Genomic DNA, 16,859 nt, shown 5'->3' on the forward strand with positions numbered 1-16,859 from the left:
CGTGAGGTGGGGCTCGCCGTGGGGGCCGTCAGAGGTGCGTGGTGCCTGGTACGGCGCGTCGCCGGACCAGCAGACCGCCCAGCGGGGTGCGCCGGTGCAGGACGGCTCGTCCGGCGCGGACCGAGGTGATCAGGCCCGCGCCGCGCAGTGCCGCGGTGTGGGTGGAGGCGGTCGCATTGCTGACGCGCAGCCGCCGGGCGAGTTCGCTGGTGCTGTGCTCCTCGGCGAGCAGCAGCAGCATGGCGAAGCGGGTCCGTCCGAGCACTCCGGCCAGCGCGTCGTCCGTGCGGCCCGGTCCGGCGGACGGGAGCGGCAGGCCCGGACCGGCGGGATAGGTCACGGCCACCGGGCTGTCGGGCAGGTCGGAGACCAGGGGGTGGCCGGTCCAGTGGAAGGTGGGCAGAAGCAGCACACCGCGACCGCGCAGCTCGATGTCCCGCCCGCCGGGAGCCGCGAACTCCCAGACGTCGTCGCGTAGTCGGGAGCCGGGGACGGCTTCCGCGAGAGCGGCTCCGATGCCGTGCTCGGCCGTGGCCAGGGCATGGCGGGTGAACTCCGCCTGGTGCAGGTCCTGCACCAACGGCCATACCGGGCGCAGCACCGTGTCGAAGGCCGCGTGCTGGGCGCGACGGAGGAGTTGCCAGGCGTCGGCGTCCCCTCGGTGCAGATCGTGGATCCATGGCGGAGCGGGGGACGGGCGGCGGGCGTACACCCGCTCGATCTCGGCACGGACCACGTCGGGGCGGGACGCTCGGACGGTGTCCAGCCCCTCCTTCAGGGTCTCGCTGAACACGTCGATGAAGCTGGGGGCTTCGACGCCGGGGACCAGGTCTCGCAGCGGCAGCACGGTGACCGGCAAGGAGTGGAGCAGCCGCTGTCTCCAGCGGCCGAAAAGCAGCCCGTCGTCGCGGACGCACATCTTCAGCAGGGCCGTGTTCAGCTCCTGCAGCGGGGCCGGCCGGGACGCGAACCGGACCCGGGCGAAGTCGGCCGCGGTGAAGTGGATCCGGATCACTACTCTCCCCGGGCGCCGCCGCGCCATCGTTTCGGACAGGGGCTGAACGATCGACCGCGCACCCCGCCGGACGTCAGCATTCGGGTCATGCCCGGTCATCGACAGTCATGGACAGCCGTGGACAGTCATGGGCGGCCGTGCCTGCTGCATTCACTCAGGGGGCCGCCGGAAGGGCAAGGACCGACGTCACAGAGGTGCGAGGGGGAGCCATGGTTCAGAAGAAGACCGGCGGGGACGAGGGTACGGGCTACCCGGCCGCCGGGGCGGTCGTGGGCCGACGGGCCGTCACCAGGTCGGCAGTGCTGGGGGCTTCCACACTGGGCGCCTCGCTGGTGCTCGCGGGCTGCGGCGGTGCCGGCGGAGGAGATACGGGCGCCGCGACGGGGCGGCAGGGGAAGGCGGGTGCCCCTAAGACACCCGGCCCGAAGGCGGGGACGGGGGAGGGGGGCGGGCGCACCGTGCGGCTGCCGGCGCCGACCGGCCCGCATCAGGTCGGGGTCACCACGCTCCATCTGGTCGATCGCACCCGGCGCGACCCGTGGGACCCGAAGATTCCCGTCCGGGAAGTGATGGTCGACGTGTTCTATCCGGCCCGCACCGTCCGCGGTCATCCGGTCGCGCGGCAGATGACCGAGGGGGCCGCGGGCATGTTCAAGATGATCGATGTTTCCGTGCACCGGCTGCCGAAGAAGGGCGTGAACTGGGCGGCCACCACGACCCATTCCCATGCGGGAGCGCCGGCCGCGGCTCCCGCGCGGAGCGCGCGGCGGCCGGTGCTGCTCTACACCCCGGGAGGCGGGGACCCGCGCACCATGGGCACCGGGGTCGCCGAAGAACTGGCCAGTCACGGCTATGTGGTGGTGATCATCGATCACCCCGGCGACGCCGGCGAGGTCGAGTTCCCGAACACGACGGCGGAGCGGCCGGAGAGGATCCGGCCCACCGTTTTCCGCGCCGATCCCCGGAGGGACCCGAAGATCTTCCGCACCGTGATTCATACCCGGATCGCGGATATCCGGTTTGTGCTGGACCAGTTGGAGGTGCTGGCGGCCGGGCGGAATCCCGACGCGGAAGGGCGCGCGCTGCCGGAGCACCTGGATCGCGTGCTGGACCTGCGGCGGGTGGGCGTCTATGGCCACTCGGCCGGCGGGACGGCCGCGGCCGAGGCGCTGTACGAGGACCGGCGGATCGCCGCGGCGGTCAACCTGGAGGGCTATCTGGACTACCCGCCGGACAAGCCCGGCCGGGAAGGAAAGCTCTTCCCGGTCGCCCGGCACGGGGTGGACCGGCCGCTGCTCCTGGTCGGCACCGACGGTTTCCCCGAAAGGAGGGCCCTGGGGCGTTCGTGGTCGGCCATGCTCGCGCATCCGGGCGGACGCACCCGCCGGACGCAGCTGGACAGCGCCGCGCACTGGGTGTTCACCGACTACGCCGCCATGGCCCCCCAGTTGCAGGCCGCCGGGCTGATGACCGCCGACGACCGGAACCGGTTGGTCGGCGCGATCGATCCGGCGGAATCGGTGCCCCGGGTGCGGCATGACCTCCGCTCGTTCTTCGACAGGCAACTGCCCGCGGGCTGACGGGGGATGGCGGCCGACGCGGGCCGCTCACCCGTCCTCTCCCTCCGGGGTGGCTGAGTGCGGATAGCCGATGGACTCGATGTCGTCGGAGAGCGCGTCCAGGGTGACCTCCGGGTTGAGGGCCATGACGATCTCGGGGGTCAACGGCCTGAGTGCGTAGAGGTGTTGTACGGCGGACAGCTCCGGCCGCGCCCCGTGGTACTCCTGCGCGAAGGCGTGGTAGGCGTCCGGCGTCGGGTCCAGCAGCAGCCGGAAGAGGCGGTCGGAGCCGTCCGGGTCGGGGTGGCCCTGGGGGAAGTCGATGTCCCCGGCCCGCCACACCGGACTGTCCGGCGTCCGCCACACACAGGCCGTCACCCTCGGCAGCCCGTCCTCGTCGCAGAACGCGGGTTCCGTGATGCCCGCCGACCGCAGCTCGTCCGGAATGCCGTCGCATATCCCCGGCCAGGTCCCGTCCGCGTCCCCGGCATACGGGCTCATCGGCGACTCGTGGTCGAAGCCGCGCAGACATGCCCCGGCCGGCACGAGGACCAGGGAGAAGTCGTCGCCCTGGCCGTTGTCCATCGAGGCCATCTCCTGGGACGGGCCCCAGCGCCGGTCGAAGGAGTAGGAGCGAAGGAGGTGGTCGGGACTGAGGATCGCATCGAGCATGGCCAAGGACCGGCACAGGTCCCGCAGCACGGGAACGTCCGGCAGCCGGCTTACTACGTCGAGAACAGTCACCCCTCCATGAAAGCGCAGAGGTCTGACAACGGACCGATTCCTGCCGGATGGGACAAGTTCTCGACAATGTGGCAAGTCCCCGCCCGGCAGGGCGACTTCTGCCGCGGTGCGCCGCCGGCACCGTCCCGACGACCACCGTCCGCGGCCGGAAGTGTGCAGGTCAGGGCGCGGCGACCGTATGCTCCGCACATGAGCCGCAGCCCGCTCCGCGCCCGGGTCCCCACCTCGGCCCGCGCCAAGCAAGGTCCCCCCGCACCCTTTACGCCCCGTGCCCGCCAGGACTCCGTCCACGGGCCGGCGGGCTGCGGTCACCCGTGGCGTACGGCATGAAGGCGGCGGTCAGCCGCTGGGAGGCGGGAATCTGCCGGTCGAGGGTGCTGCGCGACCCGGACCGCGCCGCGCTGGAGGCGGCGCTGGCGGAACTGGACGGCGACGTCTGTACGGAACTCTCGCTCGACCGCTGGGAAGAGGGCGGCGGCTGCCTCACGATCAGCGGGGGGCCGGGCGTCTTTCTGGTGACCGGTGAGCGTGATGACGGCGCGCTGCTCCAGCTGTGCCGGGCGGGGGAGCGGACCGCGAACGCGGCGGGCTACCGGGCGCGCACGGGAGACCGCGGCGCCCGGCATCCGGACGAGGACCCGAACCACGTCCCCGAGGAGTCCGTCTGGCTGGTGTGCGGCGGCCAGGGCGCGTACTTCCCCGCGGACGAGCTGGTCGACGCGGCGGCCGCACGGTGGGCGGTCCGGCAGTTCCTCGCGGGCTTCCCGGACGGGCTCGGCGCGCCGTGGCGGGTGGAGTAGGCGGGGGCACGAGGGTGCCCGGCCGTCACCGCGCCTCCGGCCCGCACGGCCGCCCCGCCGCTCCGGCCGCCCGCCCGGCTACCCGCGCCAGCCGGCCGTGTAGGTGTCGATCTCGGCGGTGAGCCGGGCCTTGGCGGAGGCGTCCATGAAGGAGGCCGTGACGGCGTTCTTGGCCAGGTCGGCCAGCCCGGTCCGGTCCAGCTCCAACAGCCGTGCGGCGACGCCGTATTCGGTGTTGAGGTCGGTGCCGAACATCGGCGGGTCGTCGCTGTTGATGGTGACCAGCACGCCGGCGTCGACCATCTCCTTTATCGGGTGCTCGTCCAGGGTGCGCACGGCCCGGGTGGCGATGTTGGAGGTGGGGCACACCTCCAACGGGATCCGGTGCTCGGCGAGATGGGCCAGCAGCGCGGGGTCCTGGGTGGCGCTGGTGCCGTGCCCGATGCGCTCGGCGCGGAGTGCGGTGAGGGCGTCCCAGATGGTGCCGGGGCCGGTCGTCTCACCGGCGTGCGGTACGGAGCGGAGGCCGGCCGCGATGGCGCGGTCGAAGTACGGCTTGAACTGCGGGCGCGGGACGCCGATTTCGGGGCCGCCGAGACCGAACGACACCAGGCCCTCGGGCTGCAGGTCGCAGGCGATCCGGGCGGTCTCCTCCGCGGCCGCCAGACCGGCCTCGCCGGGAATGTCGAAGCACCAGCGCAGCACCACGCCCAGCTCGGATTCCGCGGCCTTGCGGGCGTCCTCGATGGCCTCGACGAAGGCGGCGTCCGGGATGCCGCGGCTGGTCGAGCTGAAGGGGGTGATGGTCAGCTCGGCGTAGCGGATGTTCTGGCGCGCCATGTCCCGGGCGACCTCGTAGGTCAGCAGCCGGACGTCCTCGGAGTCGCGGATCAGGTCCACGACGGAGAGGTAGACCTCGATGAAGTGCGCGAAGTCGCGGAAGGTGAAGTAGTCGGCGAGCGCCTCGGGGTCGGTGGGGACGGCGGAGTCCGGGTGGCGGGCGGCCAGCTCGGACACGATCCGCGGAGAGGCCGATCCGACGTGGTGGACATGCAGCTCAGCCTTGGGCAGGCCCGCGATGAATGCATCGAGATCGGACAACGGTTCCTCCAGGTCAAGGCGTGTGCGGCGGGTGCGGAACGGACTGGCCATGGTATGCGGGGGCCGGCCGGCGGCGCGGGGCAGGGCTTGCGCACCCACGCGCCGCCGGCCCGCTACGCCTCCTCGGCCAGCCGCTGCCGGGCCTCCATCAGGGCGAAGCCGAGCAGGTTCAGGCCCCGCCAGCGCTCCGGCTGCGCGGCGCGCTCGTCGTCGGCGGCCAGTCCTATGCCCCACACCCGGTCCAGCGGGCTGGCCTCGACCAGCACCCGGGAATTCGTGGCCAGCAGGTACTCCCGCAGCTCCGGGTCCTGGCCGAATTTGTGCACACTGCCCTCGACGACCAGGTCGAAGCGGTGCCGCTGCCAGATCGCGTCGTCGAAGCCGCGGACCGTACGCCCTATGCCCTTGGCCTGCTTGGGGTGGCTCGCGGCTATCGCGCGCCGCTCCGCCTCCGCGTCGCCGAAGAGCCGGGCCTTGCCGGCCATCATCCAGTGTTCCGCGGTGGCGTAGGTGACCCCGTCGACGGTGAAGGGGGAGGGCCACCACTGGCTGAAGCAGCCGGCTCCGAGGCTGCCGTCGCGCCGCGGGGTGTGACCCCAGAAGTGCACGTACTTCAGGCGCTTCCCGGCGGCCGCCGCCGCACGGAGCTCCTCGACCGAGCGCGGCCCGTCCGCGGCGCGCCGGACCGCACTTCCCGCCTCGGCCGCCGCGCCGGCGCCCGTACCGACGTTCGTACCGACGTCCGTACCGGCGCCCGTGCCGTCCCCCACGCCGTTCCCCGCCATGATCCCCATGCTGTCCCCCGTGATGTCGTGCATCATGCCGGGATTCTGTCAGCGGGCACTGACAACGTGTCGGGGCCCCGAGCGCAGAAACCGCAGATTTCGTTGCGTAACCAAATGGCAACAACGGAATCACTTGTTGAGGCCCTGCGCCTCTGTCAGGATCAGCCATCGATTCCGGAAATAGCTACGCCAGGACCTGCCGCCGAGCAGCCCGGCGCACCGGCGGAGGAGAGCACGATGAATCAACGGTTCCAGCGATTCGATGTGAGCGAGCGATTCGCCGAGGGCGCGCAATTCATCGCGGGGAGCCTCCGCGGCGGCACGTCCGGCCGTACGCAGGCGGTCGTGGACCCGGCGACCGGCGAGACGGTGTACTCCTACGAACTCGCCTCGACGGCGGACGTGGACGCGGCCGTCGAGGCCGCCGAGCGGGCCTTCCCCGTATGGGCCGGTGCGACGCCCGGCGAGCGGTCGGACGCGCTGCACCGCTTCGCCGCCGAACTCACCGAGGACGCCGCGGACCTCGCCTTCGCCGAATCCCTGAACTGCGGAAAGCCGATCAAGCTCAGTGACGAGTTCGATGTGCCGGGCTCGATCGACAACACCGCGTTCTTCGCCGGCGCCGCCCGCCACCTGGAGGGCAAGGCGGCCGGCGAGTACAGCGCCGACCACACCTCCGTGATCCGCCGCGAGCCGATCGGCGTCGTCGGCTCCATCGCGCCCTGGAACTATCCGCTCCAGATGGCCGCCTGGAAGATCCTGCCGGCCGTCGCCGCGGGCAACACCATCGTCCTCAAGCCCGCCGAGATCACCCCGCTGACCTCGCTGCTGTTCGCGCAGGCCGCACAGCGCGCCGGGCTGCCGGACGGCGTGATCAACATCGTCTCCGGGGCGGGCCGGGACGCCGGTGAACACCTCGTCGGCCACCCGGCCGTCGCCATGACCTCCTTCACCGGCTCGACCGGCGTCGGCAAACGCGTCGCCGAGATCGCCACCGGCACCGTCAAGCGGCTGCATCTGGAGCTGGGCGGCAAGGCGCCGTTCGTGGTCTTCGACGACGCCGACCTGGAGGCCGCCGTGCACGGCGCGGTCGCCGGATCGCTGATCAACACCGGCCAGGACTGCACCGCCGCCACCCGCGCCTACGTCCAGCGCCCGCTCTACGACGCGTTCGTCAGCGGCGTCGCCGACCTGATGGCGACCGTACGGCTGGGCGACCCCTTCGACCCGTCCACCGACCTCGGGCCGCTGATCTCGCACGCCCAGCGCGACCGGGTGGCCGGATTCGTCGACCGCGCGCGTGACTACGCCACCGTGGTCACCGGCGGCGAGGCCCCCGGCGGCGAGCTGGCCAGGGGCGCGTACTACCGGCCCACGCTCATCGCCGGCGCGCCCCAGGACAGCGAGATCGTGCAGTCCGAGATCTTCGGCCCGGTGCTGGCCGTGCTGCCCTTCGACAGCGACGACGAGGGCATCGCGCTCGCCAACGACACCCCCTACGGGCTCGCCGCCTCCGCCTGGAGCCGGGACGTCTACCGCACCGGCCGCGCCACCCGCGAGATCAAGGCGGGCTGCGTCTGGGTCAACGACCACATCCCGATCATCAGCGAGATGCCGCACGGCGGCGCCAAGGCGTCCGGCTTCGGCAAGGACATGTCGGCCTACTCCTTCGAGGAGTACACGCAGGTCAAGCACGTCATGTACGACAACACCGCGGTCGCCAGGAAGGACTGGCACCGCACGGTCTTCGGGGACCGCCCGTAAGGGACGCCGGCCGCCGACGAGTTCCGCACAGCACCCCACCCATGAGGTTCGCCCCCAGCCCCACCCGCAAGGACGCGCCCCCGCCCGTCCCCCGATCACGGCGTGCCCCCACCCCCACCACGCCCCACGCCCCCGCCCCCTCTGCGGCCAGCGCCGCGCGGCATCGTCACCACCGGCCGAGCGCCGGGCTCACCCCCTGAAAGGGCACCGCGCATGGAGCACCACGAGCAGCCCGAACCCCTGTCCCAGGCCGAACTCACCGCGATGCGGAGCAGTCTGACCCATGGCCGGCTGGCCATGACCAGGCGCTCACTGCTGCGTGCGAGCGGAATCGCGGCCGCCGCGACGGCCGGCCTCGGCGCCCTGTCCGGCTGCGGCATCCCGCCCGCGGGCCGTACGGACGCCGGCCGCTCCGAGGACCACTCCAAGGCGGAGAAGCGCATCAACTTCTCCAACTGGACCGAGTACATCGACGTCACCGACGACGGCAAGCACCGCCCGACGCTGGAAGCCTTCACCAAGCGCACCGGCATAGCCGTCAAGTACACCGAGGACATCAACGACAACGACGAGTTCTTCGGCAAGATCCAGGCCCAGCTCGCGGCGGGCCAGGACACCGGCCGGGATCTGATCGTGCTCACCGACTGGATGTGCGCGCGGATGATCTCCCTCGGCTGGATCCAGAAGCTGGACCCGGCCAATCTGCCGCACGCCTACGCCAACCTCTCGCCGCAGTTCCGCAGCCCCGCCTGGGACCCGGGACGCGCGCACTCCTACACCTGGCAGGGCATCCCGGCGCTCATCGCGTACAACAAGAAGGCCACCGGCGGCCGCAAGGTCGACTCGGTCAGCCAGCTGCTGGAGGACCCCAAGCTCAAGGGCCGGGTCGGCTTCCTCACCGAGATGCGCGACAGCGTCGGGCTGACCCTCCTCGACATGGGCAAGAAGCCCGAGGACGTCACCGCGGACGACTTCGACGCGGCCATCGCCCGGCTCCAGAAGGGCGTCGACTCCAAGCAGATCCGCCGCTTCACCGGCAACGACTACACCACCGACCTGGACAAGGGCGACCTCGCCGCCTGTGTGGCGTGGGCCGGCGACGTCGTCCAGCTGCAGAACGACAACCCGGACATCGAGTTCGCCATCCCCAAGGCCGGCTGTATGACGTCGACCGACAACCTCATGGTCCCGAACAAGGCACGTCACAAGGCGAACGCCGAACGGCTCATCGACTACTTCTACGAGCCGAAGGTGGCGGCGAAGATCGCGGCGTACATCAACTACGTCTGTCCCGTGGAGGGCGTACGCGAGGAACTCGCCAAGATCGACAAGGAGGCGGCCCGCAACCCGCTGATCATCCCGGACGAGGAGATGGCCGAGAGGTCCCACTCCTTCCGCGCCCTGTCCGCGAAGGAGAGCAAGGCGTTCGCGCAGAAGTTCTCCGACCTCACCGGCGCCTGACCTCCCCCAAGCTCTCAGCTCCGTTCGAGCAGGGGGTACCCCCACCCTCGCCTGGGCCCCCACACCCCGCCAGGCCCGTATGAGCTGTTCCGCCCTCCGACACACGGGACGAACGACATGACCCACACCGCGACCCCCCAAAGCAGCAGCGGCGGCGACGTCCGCCTCCACGGCATCAGCAAGACCTACGGATCCTTCACCGCCGTCCACCCGCTCGATCTCACCGTCCCCGCGGGCTCGTTCTTCGCGCTGCTGGGCGCCTCGGGCTGCGGCAAGACCACCACGCTGCGGATGATCGCCGGGCTGGAGGACCCCACCACCGGGACCGTCGAACTCTCCGGCCAGGACGTCACCGACCTGCCGCCCTACAAGCGCCAGGTCAACACCGTCTTCCAGAACTACGCGCTCTTCCCGCACCTGGACATCTTCGAGAACGTCGCCTTCGGGCTGCGCCGCCGCGGCATCAAGTCCGTCAAGAAGCAGGTCGAGGAGATGCTCGACCTCGTCCAGCTCGGCCCGATGGCGCGCCGCAAGCCGCAGCAGCTCTCCGGCGGCCAGCAGCAGCGCGTGGCGGTGGCCCGCGCCCTGATCAACCACCCCCAGGTGCTGCTGCTCGACGAGCCGCTCGGCGCCCTCGACCTCAAGCTGCGCCGCCAGATGCAGCTGGAGCTCAAGCGGATCCAGACCGAGGTCGGGATCACTTTCGTGCATGTCACCCACGACCAGGAGGAGGCCATGACGATGGCCGACACCGTGGCCGTGATGAACGGCGGCCGGGTCGAGCAGCTCGGCGCTCCCGCCGACCTCTACGAGAACCCCGGCACCACCTTCGTCGCCAACTTCCTGGGCACCTCCAACCTCATCGAGGCGGAAGTTGTCGAGGCGAGGGGCCGGCAAGACGGCGACCTGCTCCTCAAGGCCGGCGACGCCAAGCTCCGGCTGCCCGCCGAACGATGTAGCGCCGCTGCCCGCACGGGCGGAAAGGTGCTGGCCGGCGTACGTCCCGAGAAGGTTTCCCTGGCGCACGCCGACGACGCCGGGTCCATAGCCGACGGACGCAACCGGCTGCCCGGACGCATCAAGGACGCCAGCTTCATAGGCGTCTCCACGCAGTACGTCATAGACGCGGCAGGGCTGGGCGAACTCGCCGTCTACGAGCAGAACATCGAGCGCGACGGGCGGCTGGTGCCCGGGGCCGAGGTCGTTCTGCACTGGAGCCCGGGGCACACCTTCGGGCTCGACGCGGATCAGTCCCTGCTTGCCGGGACAGTGGACGCAGACGCGGGTGCGGACCTCGACGAGGAGGCCGCATGAGTACTACAGAGGCCCCCGCGCCACCCGCCGAGCCCGAGGCCGAGCCGCTCGACATACGCAAGGCCCCCACCCGCAAGCGCCTCGTCCCCTACTGGCTGCTGCTGCCCGGCATCCTCTGGCTGCTGGTCTTCTTCGCCGCCCCGCTCGTCTACCAGGCGTCCACGTCCATCCAGACCGGTTCCCTCGAGGACGGCTTCAAGGTCACCTGGCACTTCGCGACCTACCTGGACGCGATAGCCGAATACTGGCCGCAGTTCCTCCGGTCGGTGCTGTACGCCGGCACCGCCACCGCGCTCTGCCTGCTCCTGGGCTATCCGCTGGCCTACCTCATCGCCTTCAAGGCCGGCCGCTGGCGCAATCTCGTGATGATCCTGGTCATCGCCCCGTTCTTCACCAGCTTCCTGATCCGTACGCTGGCCTGGAAGACGATCCTGGCGGACGGCGGACCCGTCGTCGGCGTCCTCAACTCGCTGCACGTCCTGGACGTCACCAGCTGGCTGGGGCTCACCGAAGGGCAGCGGGTGCTGGCCACCCCGCTCGCGGTGGTCTGCGGACTGACCTACAACTTCCTGCCGTTCATGGTCCTGCCGCTCTACACCTCTCTGGAGCGCATAGACCCCCGGCTGCACGAAGCCGCCGGCGACCTCTACGCCCGCCCGGCCACCACCTTCCGCCGGGTCACCTTCCCGCTGTCCATGCCGGGCGTCGTCGCGGGCACCCTGCTCACCTTCATCCCCGCCGCCGGCGACTACATCAACGCCGAACTGCTGGGCTCCACCGACCAGAAGATGATCGGCAACGTCATCCAGTCCCAGTTCCTGCGGGTCCTGGACTACCCGACAGCCGCCGCGCTCTCCTTCATCCTCATGGCGGCCATCCTCACGATGGTCACGATCTACATCCGCAAGTCCGGGACGGAGGATCTGGTCTGATGGCGGCATCCGACACCACAGCGACCACGGCGGGACGTGCCCCCAACAGGGGGCTGCGCTGGCTGCGCCGCAACCTCATCACGATCGCGGGCCTGTGCACGCTGGCCTATCTGGTCCTGCCCAACCTCGTCGTGATGGTCTTCTCGTTCAACAAGCCCAACGGCCGCTTCAACTACCAGTGGCAGCGCTTCTCCACGGACGGCTGGACCGATCCGTGCGGCGTCGCCGACCTGTGCGGCTCCCTCGGCCTCAGCCTCCAGATCGCCGTCTGGGCCACCCTCGGCGCGACCGTCCTCGGCACGATGATCGCCTTCGCGCTGGCCCGCTACCGCTTCCGCGCCCGGTCCGGCGTCAACACCCTGATCTTCCTGCCGATGGCGATGCCCGAGGTCGTCATGGCCGCCTCGCTGGCCACCCTGTTCCTCAACATGGGCATCGCGTTCGGCTTCTGGACGATCCTCATCGCCCACATCATGTTCTGCCTGAGCTTCGTCGTCACCGCCGTCAAGGCCCGTGTGATGAGCATGGACCCGCGCCTGGAACAGGCCGCCCAGGACCTCTACGCGTCCCCCGCGCAGACCTTCCTCCGGGTGACGCTGCCGATCGCCGCCCCCGGCATCGCGGCCGGCGCGCTGCTCTCGTTCGCGCTCTCCTTCGACGACTTCATCATCACCAACTTCAACGCCGGCTCCACCGTGACCTTCCCCATGTTCGTCTGGGGATCGGCACAGCGGGGCACACCTGTCCAGATCAATGTCATCGGAACGGCGATGTTCCTGGTCGCCGTGTTGTGCGTAGTCGTCGGCCAACTGGCCGGCAAACGCCCCAAGAGGAGCTGAGAACCATGGCACGAGCTGCCATGAGCCCCAACCCGGTCCGCGCGCTCGCGGACGCCGCCCCCACACCCTTCTGGCTGGAGGATCCCGACCGGCCCGAGGCCCTGCCCGCCCTCGTCGGCGACGAGACCTGCGATCTGCTCGTCGTCGGCGGCGGCTACTCGGGACTGTGGACCGCCCTGATCGCCAAGGAACGCGACCCGCAGCGCGATGTCGTCCTCGTCGAGGGCAACGAGATCGGCTGGGCCGCCTCCGGCCGCAACGGCGGCTTCTGCGCCGCCTCCCTCACCCACGGCCTCGGCAACGGCCTGGCCCGCTGGCCGGGCGAACTCGCCAAGCTGGAAGAGCTCGGCATCCGCAACCTCGACGCCATCGAGGACGCCGTCGCCCGCTACGGCATCGACTGCGCCTTCGAGCGCACCGGCGAGATCGACATCGCCACCGAGCCGCACCAGGTCGCCGAGCTCCGGGAGGCCGCCGAGGAGGCCGCCCGGCTCGGCCTGGACCGCCACCGGTTCCTCGACCAGGACGAACTCCGCGCCGAGGTCGACTCACCGACCTTCCGCGCAGGCCTGTGGGACCGCGACGGTGTCGCCATGCTCAACCCGGCCCGCCTCGCCTGGGGCCTGAAGAAGGCCTGCCTGGACCTCGGCGTACGGATCTACGAGCGCACCCGGGCCACCGCCCTGGCGTCCGAGGGCCTGGGCATGGCCGTCCGCACCCCCTACGGGCGGATCTTCGCCCGGCACATCGCGCTCGGCACCAACGCCTTCCCGTCCCTCGTACGACGGATCCGCCCGTACATCGTCCCGGTCTACGACCACGCCCTGATGACCGAGCCGCTCTCCGACGACCAGCTCGCCGCCATCGGCTGGCGGAACCGCCAGGGCCTCTCCGACAGCAACAACCACTTCCACTACTTCCGCATCACCGCCGACAACCGCATCCTGTGGGGCGGCTACGACATCGTCTACCGCTACGGGGGCGGCGTACGCGCCGAATACGACCAGCACCCGGCCACGTACGAGAAGCTCGCCCGGCACTTCTTCCGCTGCTTCCCGCAGCTGGAGGGCCTGCGCTTCAGCCACACCTGGGGCGGCGCGATCGACACCTGCGCCCGCTTCTCCGCGTTCTTCGGCACCGCACACGCCGGCCGGGTCGCGTACGCCGCCGGATACACGGGCCTGGGCGTGGGCGCCACCCGCTTCGGCGCGGACGTGATGCTCGACCTGCTCAGCGGCGAGCGCACGGAACGCACCGAGCTGGAGATGGTGCGCAGCAAGCCGCTGCCGTTCCCGCCCGAGCCGCTGCGCTGGGCCGGAATCGGCATCACCCAGTGGTCGATGACCCGCGCCGACACGCATGGCGGGCGGCGCAATCTGTGGTTGAAGGCGATGGACAAGATGGGGCTGGGCTTCGACAGCTGAGCCACGCCTTCGGCGGTCGGCGGCCGGACCCGCTCACCGGCCCGGCCGCCCACCGCGCGCACACCGCCCACCACACCGACAGGACCACCCCGGCCAGGCACCAGCTGCCGAGCACGTCCAGCGGCCAGTGATAGCCCTGGCGCACCAGACCGATGCCGACGGCGATATTGAGGAGTACGGCGCCGGTGGTGAGGACGAGCGGGGCCGGGACCCGGGCGGCTGCCCGCCGGCCGCTACGTGGCCGGCTGCTCCGTCGCCGACCGCTGTGCCACTGACTGTGCGTCAGAAGCAGGGCGGCCGCGCCGTATGCGACGGCCGCCGTGGCGGCATGGCCCGACGGATAGAAGCCGTCGTGTGTGCCGCCGCGCATCTGCGGCGGTCCCGGCCGGGCGAGCCAGAGCTTCAGCGGGACGACGAGCGCGGGCACCGCGGCCAACGCCGGCGCGGCGGCGAGCGGCGGCAGCCACCAACGCACGGCGGCAGCAGGGTCGTTGACGTCCGCCCGTCGCCCCGTCCGCCAGCCGCGCCACGCGGCCCATGCGGCGGCCGTCAGCAGCACCGGCAGCGCCACGACCGTGTTGCCCAGATCGGCGAAGAGCTCGGCGGCCCGGGCAGGGATGGCGCCGGCGGCGACGGTGCGGCCGAGCCGCTCGTCGAGGGTGCGCAGCGGGCCGTGCCAGGCCACCTGCCAGGTGAGTACGGCGAAGAGCAGCGCGCTCAGCAGGCCGGCGGCGAGGCCCGGAGGCTTCGGAGACCTGGGGAGCGCGGAAAACTTCGGCAACCTGGAAAATCTGGGCACCCGGGCACCCTAGGCAACCTCGGAACCCCTGAAGACCTTGAGAACCTCGAAAAACTCGAAAAAGGGGTCGGCCGCCTCGGGACAGGGGGGTGGTTCCGAGGCGGCCGCGCGGACCGGTGTCCCGCGCGCCCCGGGGGGTGTGGGGCGGGCGGGCGTCCGATCGGTGAGGATTCCCGGATCCCCTGGAAGGGGGCCCGGTGTTGTGCGCGAGGGCACAGCCTGGACGGAGCCGGGGAAGCGCCGACCGGGCGTCGCCCGCAGTCCCCTGCGAGCGGGGTGTTTCTCATCTGCAGAAACCGTACGGCACGCACGGCACGGCCGACAGGCGGATCACCCGGCCGCCATCGGCCCCGCACATCTTCTTCACTCCATGCCGCCAGTTGCGTGTGCGGCGACGCCGGAGCGCCGGCAAATATGGGCATTTGGGGGGGGCGCGAAAGGGGGCGGAAAAGGGCGCGCGGCCCGGGGAGCGGCGGATGCCGTTCCCCGGGCCGCGCCCGGTCTCGTCGTCGCGCTCGCCGGCTCAGCTCCTACGGAGCTCAGAGCGCGGCAAACGCCGCCTCGATGATGTCCAGGCCCTCGTTGAGCAGGTCCTCACCGATGACCAGCGGCGGCAGGAAGCGCAGCACATTGCCGTAGGTGCCGGTCGTGAGGACCAGCAGGCCCTCCTGGTGGCAGGCCTTGGCGAGCGCCCCGGTGGCCTCCGGGTTGGGGTCCTTGGAGCCGGACTTCACCAGCTCGATCGCGATCATCGCGCCGCGGCCGCGGACCTCGCCGATGATGTCGAACTTCTCCGCCATCGCCTCCAGGCGCGGCTTCATGATCTCGCCGATCCGGCGGGCCTTGGCGCTCAGGTCCTGCTCACGCATGGTCTCGATCGAGCCGAGCGCCGCGGCGCAGGCCACCGGGTTGCCGCCGTAGGTGCCGCCCAGGCCGCCCGCGTGCGCGGCGTCCATGATCTCGGCGCGGCCGGTGACGGCGGCCAGCGGCAGACCGCCGGCGATGCCCTTGGCGGTGGTGATCAGGTCCGGGACGATCCCCTCGTCGTCGCACGCGAACCACTGGCCGGTACGGCAGAAGCCGGACTGGATCTCGTCCGCGACGAAGACGATGCCGTTCTCCTTCGCGAAGTTCGCGATGGCGGGCAGGAAGCCCTTGGCCGGCTCGATGAAGCCGCCCTCGCCGAGCAGCGGCTCGATGATGATGGCCGCGACATTGTCCGTGCCGACCTGCTTGGTGATCTGCTCGATGGCCTGGGCGGCGGCCTCCTTCGCGCAGTTCTCCGGGCCGGTCAGCCAGCGGTAGGGGTAGGCGACCGGTACCCGGTAGACCTCGGGCGCGAACGGGCCGAAGCCGTGCTTGTACGGCATGTTCTTCGACGTGAGCGCCATCGTCAGGTTCGTCCGGCCGTGGTAGCCGTGGTCGAAGACGACGACCGCCTGGCGCTTGGTGTACGCGCGGGCCACCTTGACGGCGTTCTCCACGGCCTCCGCGCCGGAGTTGAAGAGCGCGGACTTCTTGGCGTGGTCGCCCGGGGTCAGCTCGGCCAGCGCCTCGCAGACCGCGATGTACGGCTCGTACGGCGTGACCATCGCACAGGTGTGGGTGAAGTCGTTGAGCTGCGCGGTGGCGCGGCGCACCACGGCCTCGGCGCTGTTGCCGACCGAGGTCACCGCGATACCGGAGCCGAAGTCGATGAGGGAGTTGCCGTCCACGTCCTCGAGGACACCGCCGCCCGCGCGCTTGACGAAGACGGGCAGCACGGCCCCGACGCCGTTGGCCACCGTCGCCTGCTTACGGGCCCACAGCTCCTGCGACTTGGGCCCGGGGATCGCGGTGACGACGCGACGCTCCTGGGGGACGGCGGGGCCTCCGGACAGTTCGGTCATAGCAGTCTCCTGGGGGTGGAACACGGACGTACGGAAGTGTTGTTCTCGCAGGCTAGGGGCGGGGCGCCGGGTCTGGCATGTTCCGGTTGGGAGAAGTGCGCGTGTTGCGTTGTCCGCACCGGACATAGCGAGGGCGTACGGCCAGTAGATTGACCCCGCGGCATCACGGCATACCGGCATCGCCGATCGCGGCCGGTCCGGGCCGGTCGATGCCGATCACGTCCGATCCGGGCCGATCGCGGCTGATCAAGGGGGAACAGGGGCACAGGATGGACACCGAGGGCACGCACGACGCACCGCAGACCGCCGCCCCGCCGTCCGGCGGAGCGCACCGACCCGAACCGGCGGTGCCGAGCCAGGCGGCACCGGCCACTCCGCCGCCCGCCGCGCCGGCCGCCCCGCCACCGCCCGCCGCCCCGCCCGCCATGCCGGC

General features: G+C 71.2%; 14 protein-coding genes and 1 pseudogene. 8 read left to right on the top strand and 7 right to left on the bottom strand.

What is annotated here, in order from left to right; translation table 11 throughout:
- Positions 1–28: 28 nt before the first annotated feature.
- Positions 29–1,015: an ArsR/SmtB family transcription factor gene (locus tag FCH28_RS27560; protein ID WP_136742837.1), complete on the bottom strand. Its 987-nt coding sequence runs from the start codon at positions 1,013–1,015 to the stop codon at positions 29–31.
- 209 nt (positions 1,016–1,224) lie between these two features.
- Here FCH28_RS27560 and FCH28_RS27565 point away from each other — a divergent pair, with 209 nt between their 5' ends.
- Positions 1,225–2,595: an alpha/beta hydrolase family protein gene (locus FCH28_RS27565; protein ID WP_136742838.1), complete on the top strand. Its 1,371-nt coding sequence runs from the start codon at positions 1,225–1,227 to the stop codon at positions 2,593–2,595.
- Between the two features lie 27 nt (positions 2,596–2,622).
- Here the strand turns inward: FCH28_RS27565 and FCH28_RS27570 are convergent, their stop codons facing one another.
- Positions 2,623–3,318, bottom strand: coding sequence for a hypothetical protein (locus tag FCH28_RS27570; protein WP_136742839.1), 696 nt, complete (start codon positions 3,316–3,318; stop codon positions 2,623–2,625).
- Positions 3,319–3,632: 314 nt separating this feature from the next.
- On the opposite strand from FCH28_RS27570, the gene FCH28_RS38295 reads away from it, so the two are divergent.
- A complete protein-coding gene (locus tag FCH28_RS38295) occupies positions 3,633–4,118 on the top strand; it encodes an Imm1 family immunity protein (RefSeq protein ID WP_169314261.1) in 486 nt (161 codons plus the stop codon).
- A 78-nt stretch (positions 4,119–4,196) separates the two neighbouring features.
- Here FCH28_RS38295 and FCH28_RS27580 read toward each other — a convergent pair whose 3' ends face one another.
- Positions 4,197–5,270 (bottom strand): adenosine deaminase, encoded by a 1,074-nt coding sequence (locus FCH28_RS27580; protein ID WP_425472008.1) that lies wholly within the window; start codon positions 5,268–5,270, stop codon positions 4,197–4,199.
- A gap of 62 nt (positions 5,271–5,332) precedes the next feature.
- Positions 5,333–6,040, bottom strand: a complete 708-nt coding sequence (locus FCH28_RS27585) for a riboflavin biosynthesis intermediates N-glycosidase (protein ID WP_246103259.1) — start codon at positions 6,038–6,040, stop codon at positions 5,333–5,335.
- 201 nt (positions 6,041–6,241) lie between these two features.
- Between FCH28_RS27585 and FCH28_RS27590 the strand changes: the two genes are divergently transcribed.
- From FCH28_RS27590 to FCH28_RS27620, 6 genes are all read left to right on the top strand, one after another.
- Positions 6,242–7,768, top strand: coding sequence for a gamma-aminobutyraldehyde dehydrogenase (locus tag FCH28_RS27590; RefSeq protein ID WP_136742842.1), 1,527 nt, complete (start codon positions 6,242–6,244; stop codon positions 7,766–7,768).
- A gap of 213 nt (positions 7,769–7,981) precedes the next feature.
- The gene (locus FCH28_RS27600; protein WP_136742843.1) at positions 7,982–9,229 is read left to right on the top strand and encodes a polyamine ABC transporter substrate-binding protein; all 1,248 of its coding nucleotides are present in this window, start codon (positions 7,982–7,984) and stop codon (positions 9,227–9,229) included.
- A 117-nt stretch (positions 9,230–9,346) separates the two neighbouring features.
- The gene (locus tag FCH28_RS27605) at positions 9,347–10,543 is read left to right on the top strand and encodes an ABC transporter ATP-binding protein (protein WP_136742844.1); all 1,197 of its coding nucleotides are present in this window, start codon (positions 9,347–9,349) and stop codon (positions 10,541–10,543) included.
- Positions 10,540–11,475, top strand: coding sequence for an ABC transporter permease (locus tag FCH28_RS27610; RefSeq protein WP_136742845.1), 936 nt, complete (start codon positions 10,540–10,542; stop codon positions 11,473–11,475). The genes FCH28_RS27605 and FCH28_RS27610 overlap by 4 nt, the downstream gene beginning before the upstream one ends.
- Positions 11,475–12,314, top strand: a complete 840-nt coding sequence (locus FCH28_RS27615; protein ID WP_136742846.1) for an ABC transporter permease — start codon at positions 11,475–11,477, stop codon at positions 12,312–12,314. The genes FCH28_RS27610 and FCH28_RS27615 overlap by 1 nt, the downstream gene beginning before the upstream one ends.
- A 5-nt stretch (positions 12,315–12,319) precedes the next feature.
- On the top strand, positions 12,320–13,738 hold the full coding sequence (locus tag FCH28_RS27620; RefSeq protein WP_246103261.1) for an NAD(P)/FAD-dependent oxidoreductase: 1,419 nt from the start codon (positions 12,320–12,322) through the stop codon (positions 13,736–13,738).
- Here the strand turns inward: FCH28_RS27620 and FCH28_RS27625 are convergent.
- The 3 genes and pseudogenes from FCH28_RS27625 to FCH28_RS38710 all read right to left on the bottom strand — a co-directional run.
- Positions 13,641–14,519: a phosphatase PAP2 family protein gene (locus FCH28_RS27625; protein WP_342781671.1), complete on the bottom strand. Its 879-nt coding sequence runs from the start codon at positions 14,517–14,519 to the stop codon at positions 13,641–13,643. The genes FCH28_RS27620 and FCH28_RS27625 overlap by 98 nt on opposite strands.
- 557 nt (positions 14,520–15,076) lie before the next feature.
- Positions 15,077–16,426 (bottom strand): 4-aminobutyrate--2-oxoglutarate transaminase, encoded by a 1,350-nt coding sequence (gene gabT, locus FCH28_RS27630; protein ID WP_136742847.1) that lies wholly within the window; start codon positions 16,424–16,426, stop codon positions 15,077–15,079.
- 163 nt (positions 16,427–16,589) lie between these two features.
- A pseudogene (locus tag FCH28_RS38710) lies at positions 16,590–16,859 on the bottom strand (hypothetical protein); the annotation flags it as partial.

Source organism: Streptomyces piniterrae, from assembly GCF_005048155.1.
Taxonomy (GTDB): domain Bacteria; phylum Actinomycetota; class Actinomycetes; order Streptomycetales; family Streptomycetaceae; genus Streptomyces; species Streptomyces piniterrae.

Bases quoted from the DNA above. Each gene is read 5' to 3' on its own strand.
- gabT (WP_136742847.1), bottom strand. From the start codon at position 16,426: ATGACCGAACTGTCCGGAGGCCCCGCCGTCCCCCAGGAGCGTCGCGTC.
- FCH28_RS27620 (WP_246103261.1), top strand. From the start codon at position 12,320: ATGGCACGAGCTGCCATGAGCCCCAACCCGGTCCGCGCGCTCGCGGAC.
- FCH28_RS27605 (WP_136742844.1), top strand. From the start codon at position 9,347: ATGACCCACACCGCGACCCCCCAAAGCAGCAGCGGCGGCGACGTCCGC.
- FCH28_RS27585 (WP_246103259.1), bottom strand. From the start codon at position 6,040: ATGATGCACGACATCACGGGGGACAGCATGGGGATCATGGCGGGGAAC.
- FCH28_RS27565 (WP_136742838.1), top strand. From the start codon at position 1,225: ATGGTTCAGAAGAAGACCGGCGGGGACGAGGGTACGGGCTACCCGGCC.
- FCH28_RS27600 (WP_136742843.1), top strand. From the start codon at position 7,982: ATGGAGCACCACGAGCAGCCCGAACCCCTGTCCCAGGCCGAACTCACC.
- FCH28_RS27580 (WP_425472008.1), bottom strand. From the start codon at position 5,270: ATGGCCAGTCCGTTCCGCACCCGCCGCACACGCCTTGACCTGGAGGAA.
- FCH28_RS27615 (WP_136742846.1), top strand. From the start codon at position 11,475: ATGGCGGCATCCGACACCACAGCGACCACGGCGGGACGTGCCCCCAAC.
- FCH28_RS27610 (WP_136742845.1), top strand. From the start codon at position 10,540: ATGAGTACTACAGAGGCCCCCGCGCCACCCGCCGAGCCCGAGGCCGAG.
- FCH28_RS27590 (WP_136742842.1), top strand. From the start codon at position 6,242: ATGAATCAACGGTTCCAGCGATTCGATGTGAGCGAGCGATTCGCCGAG.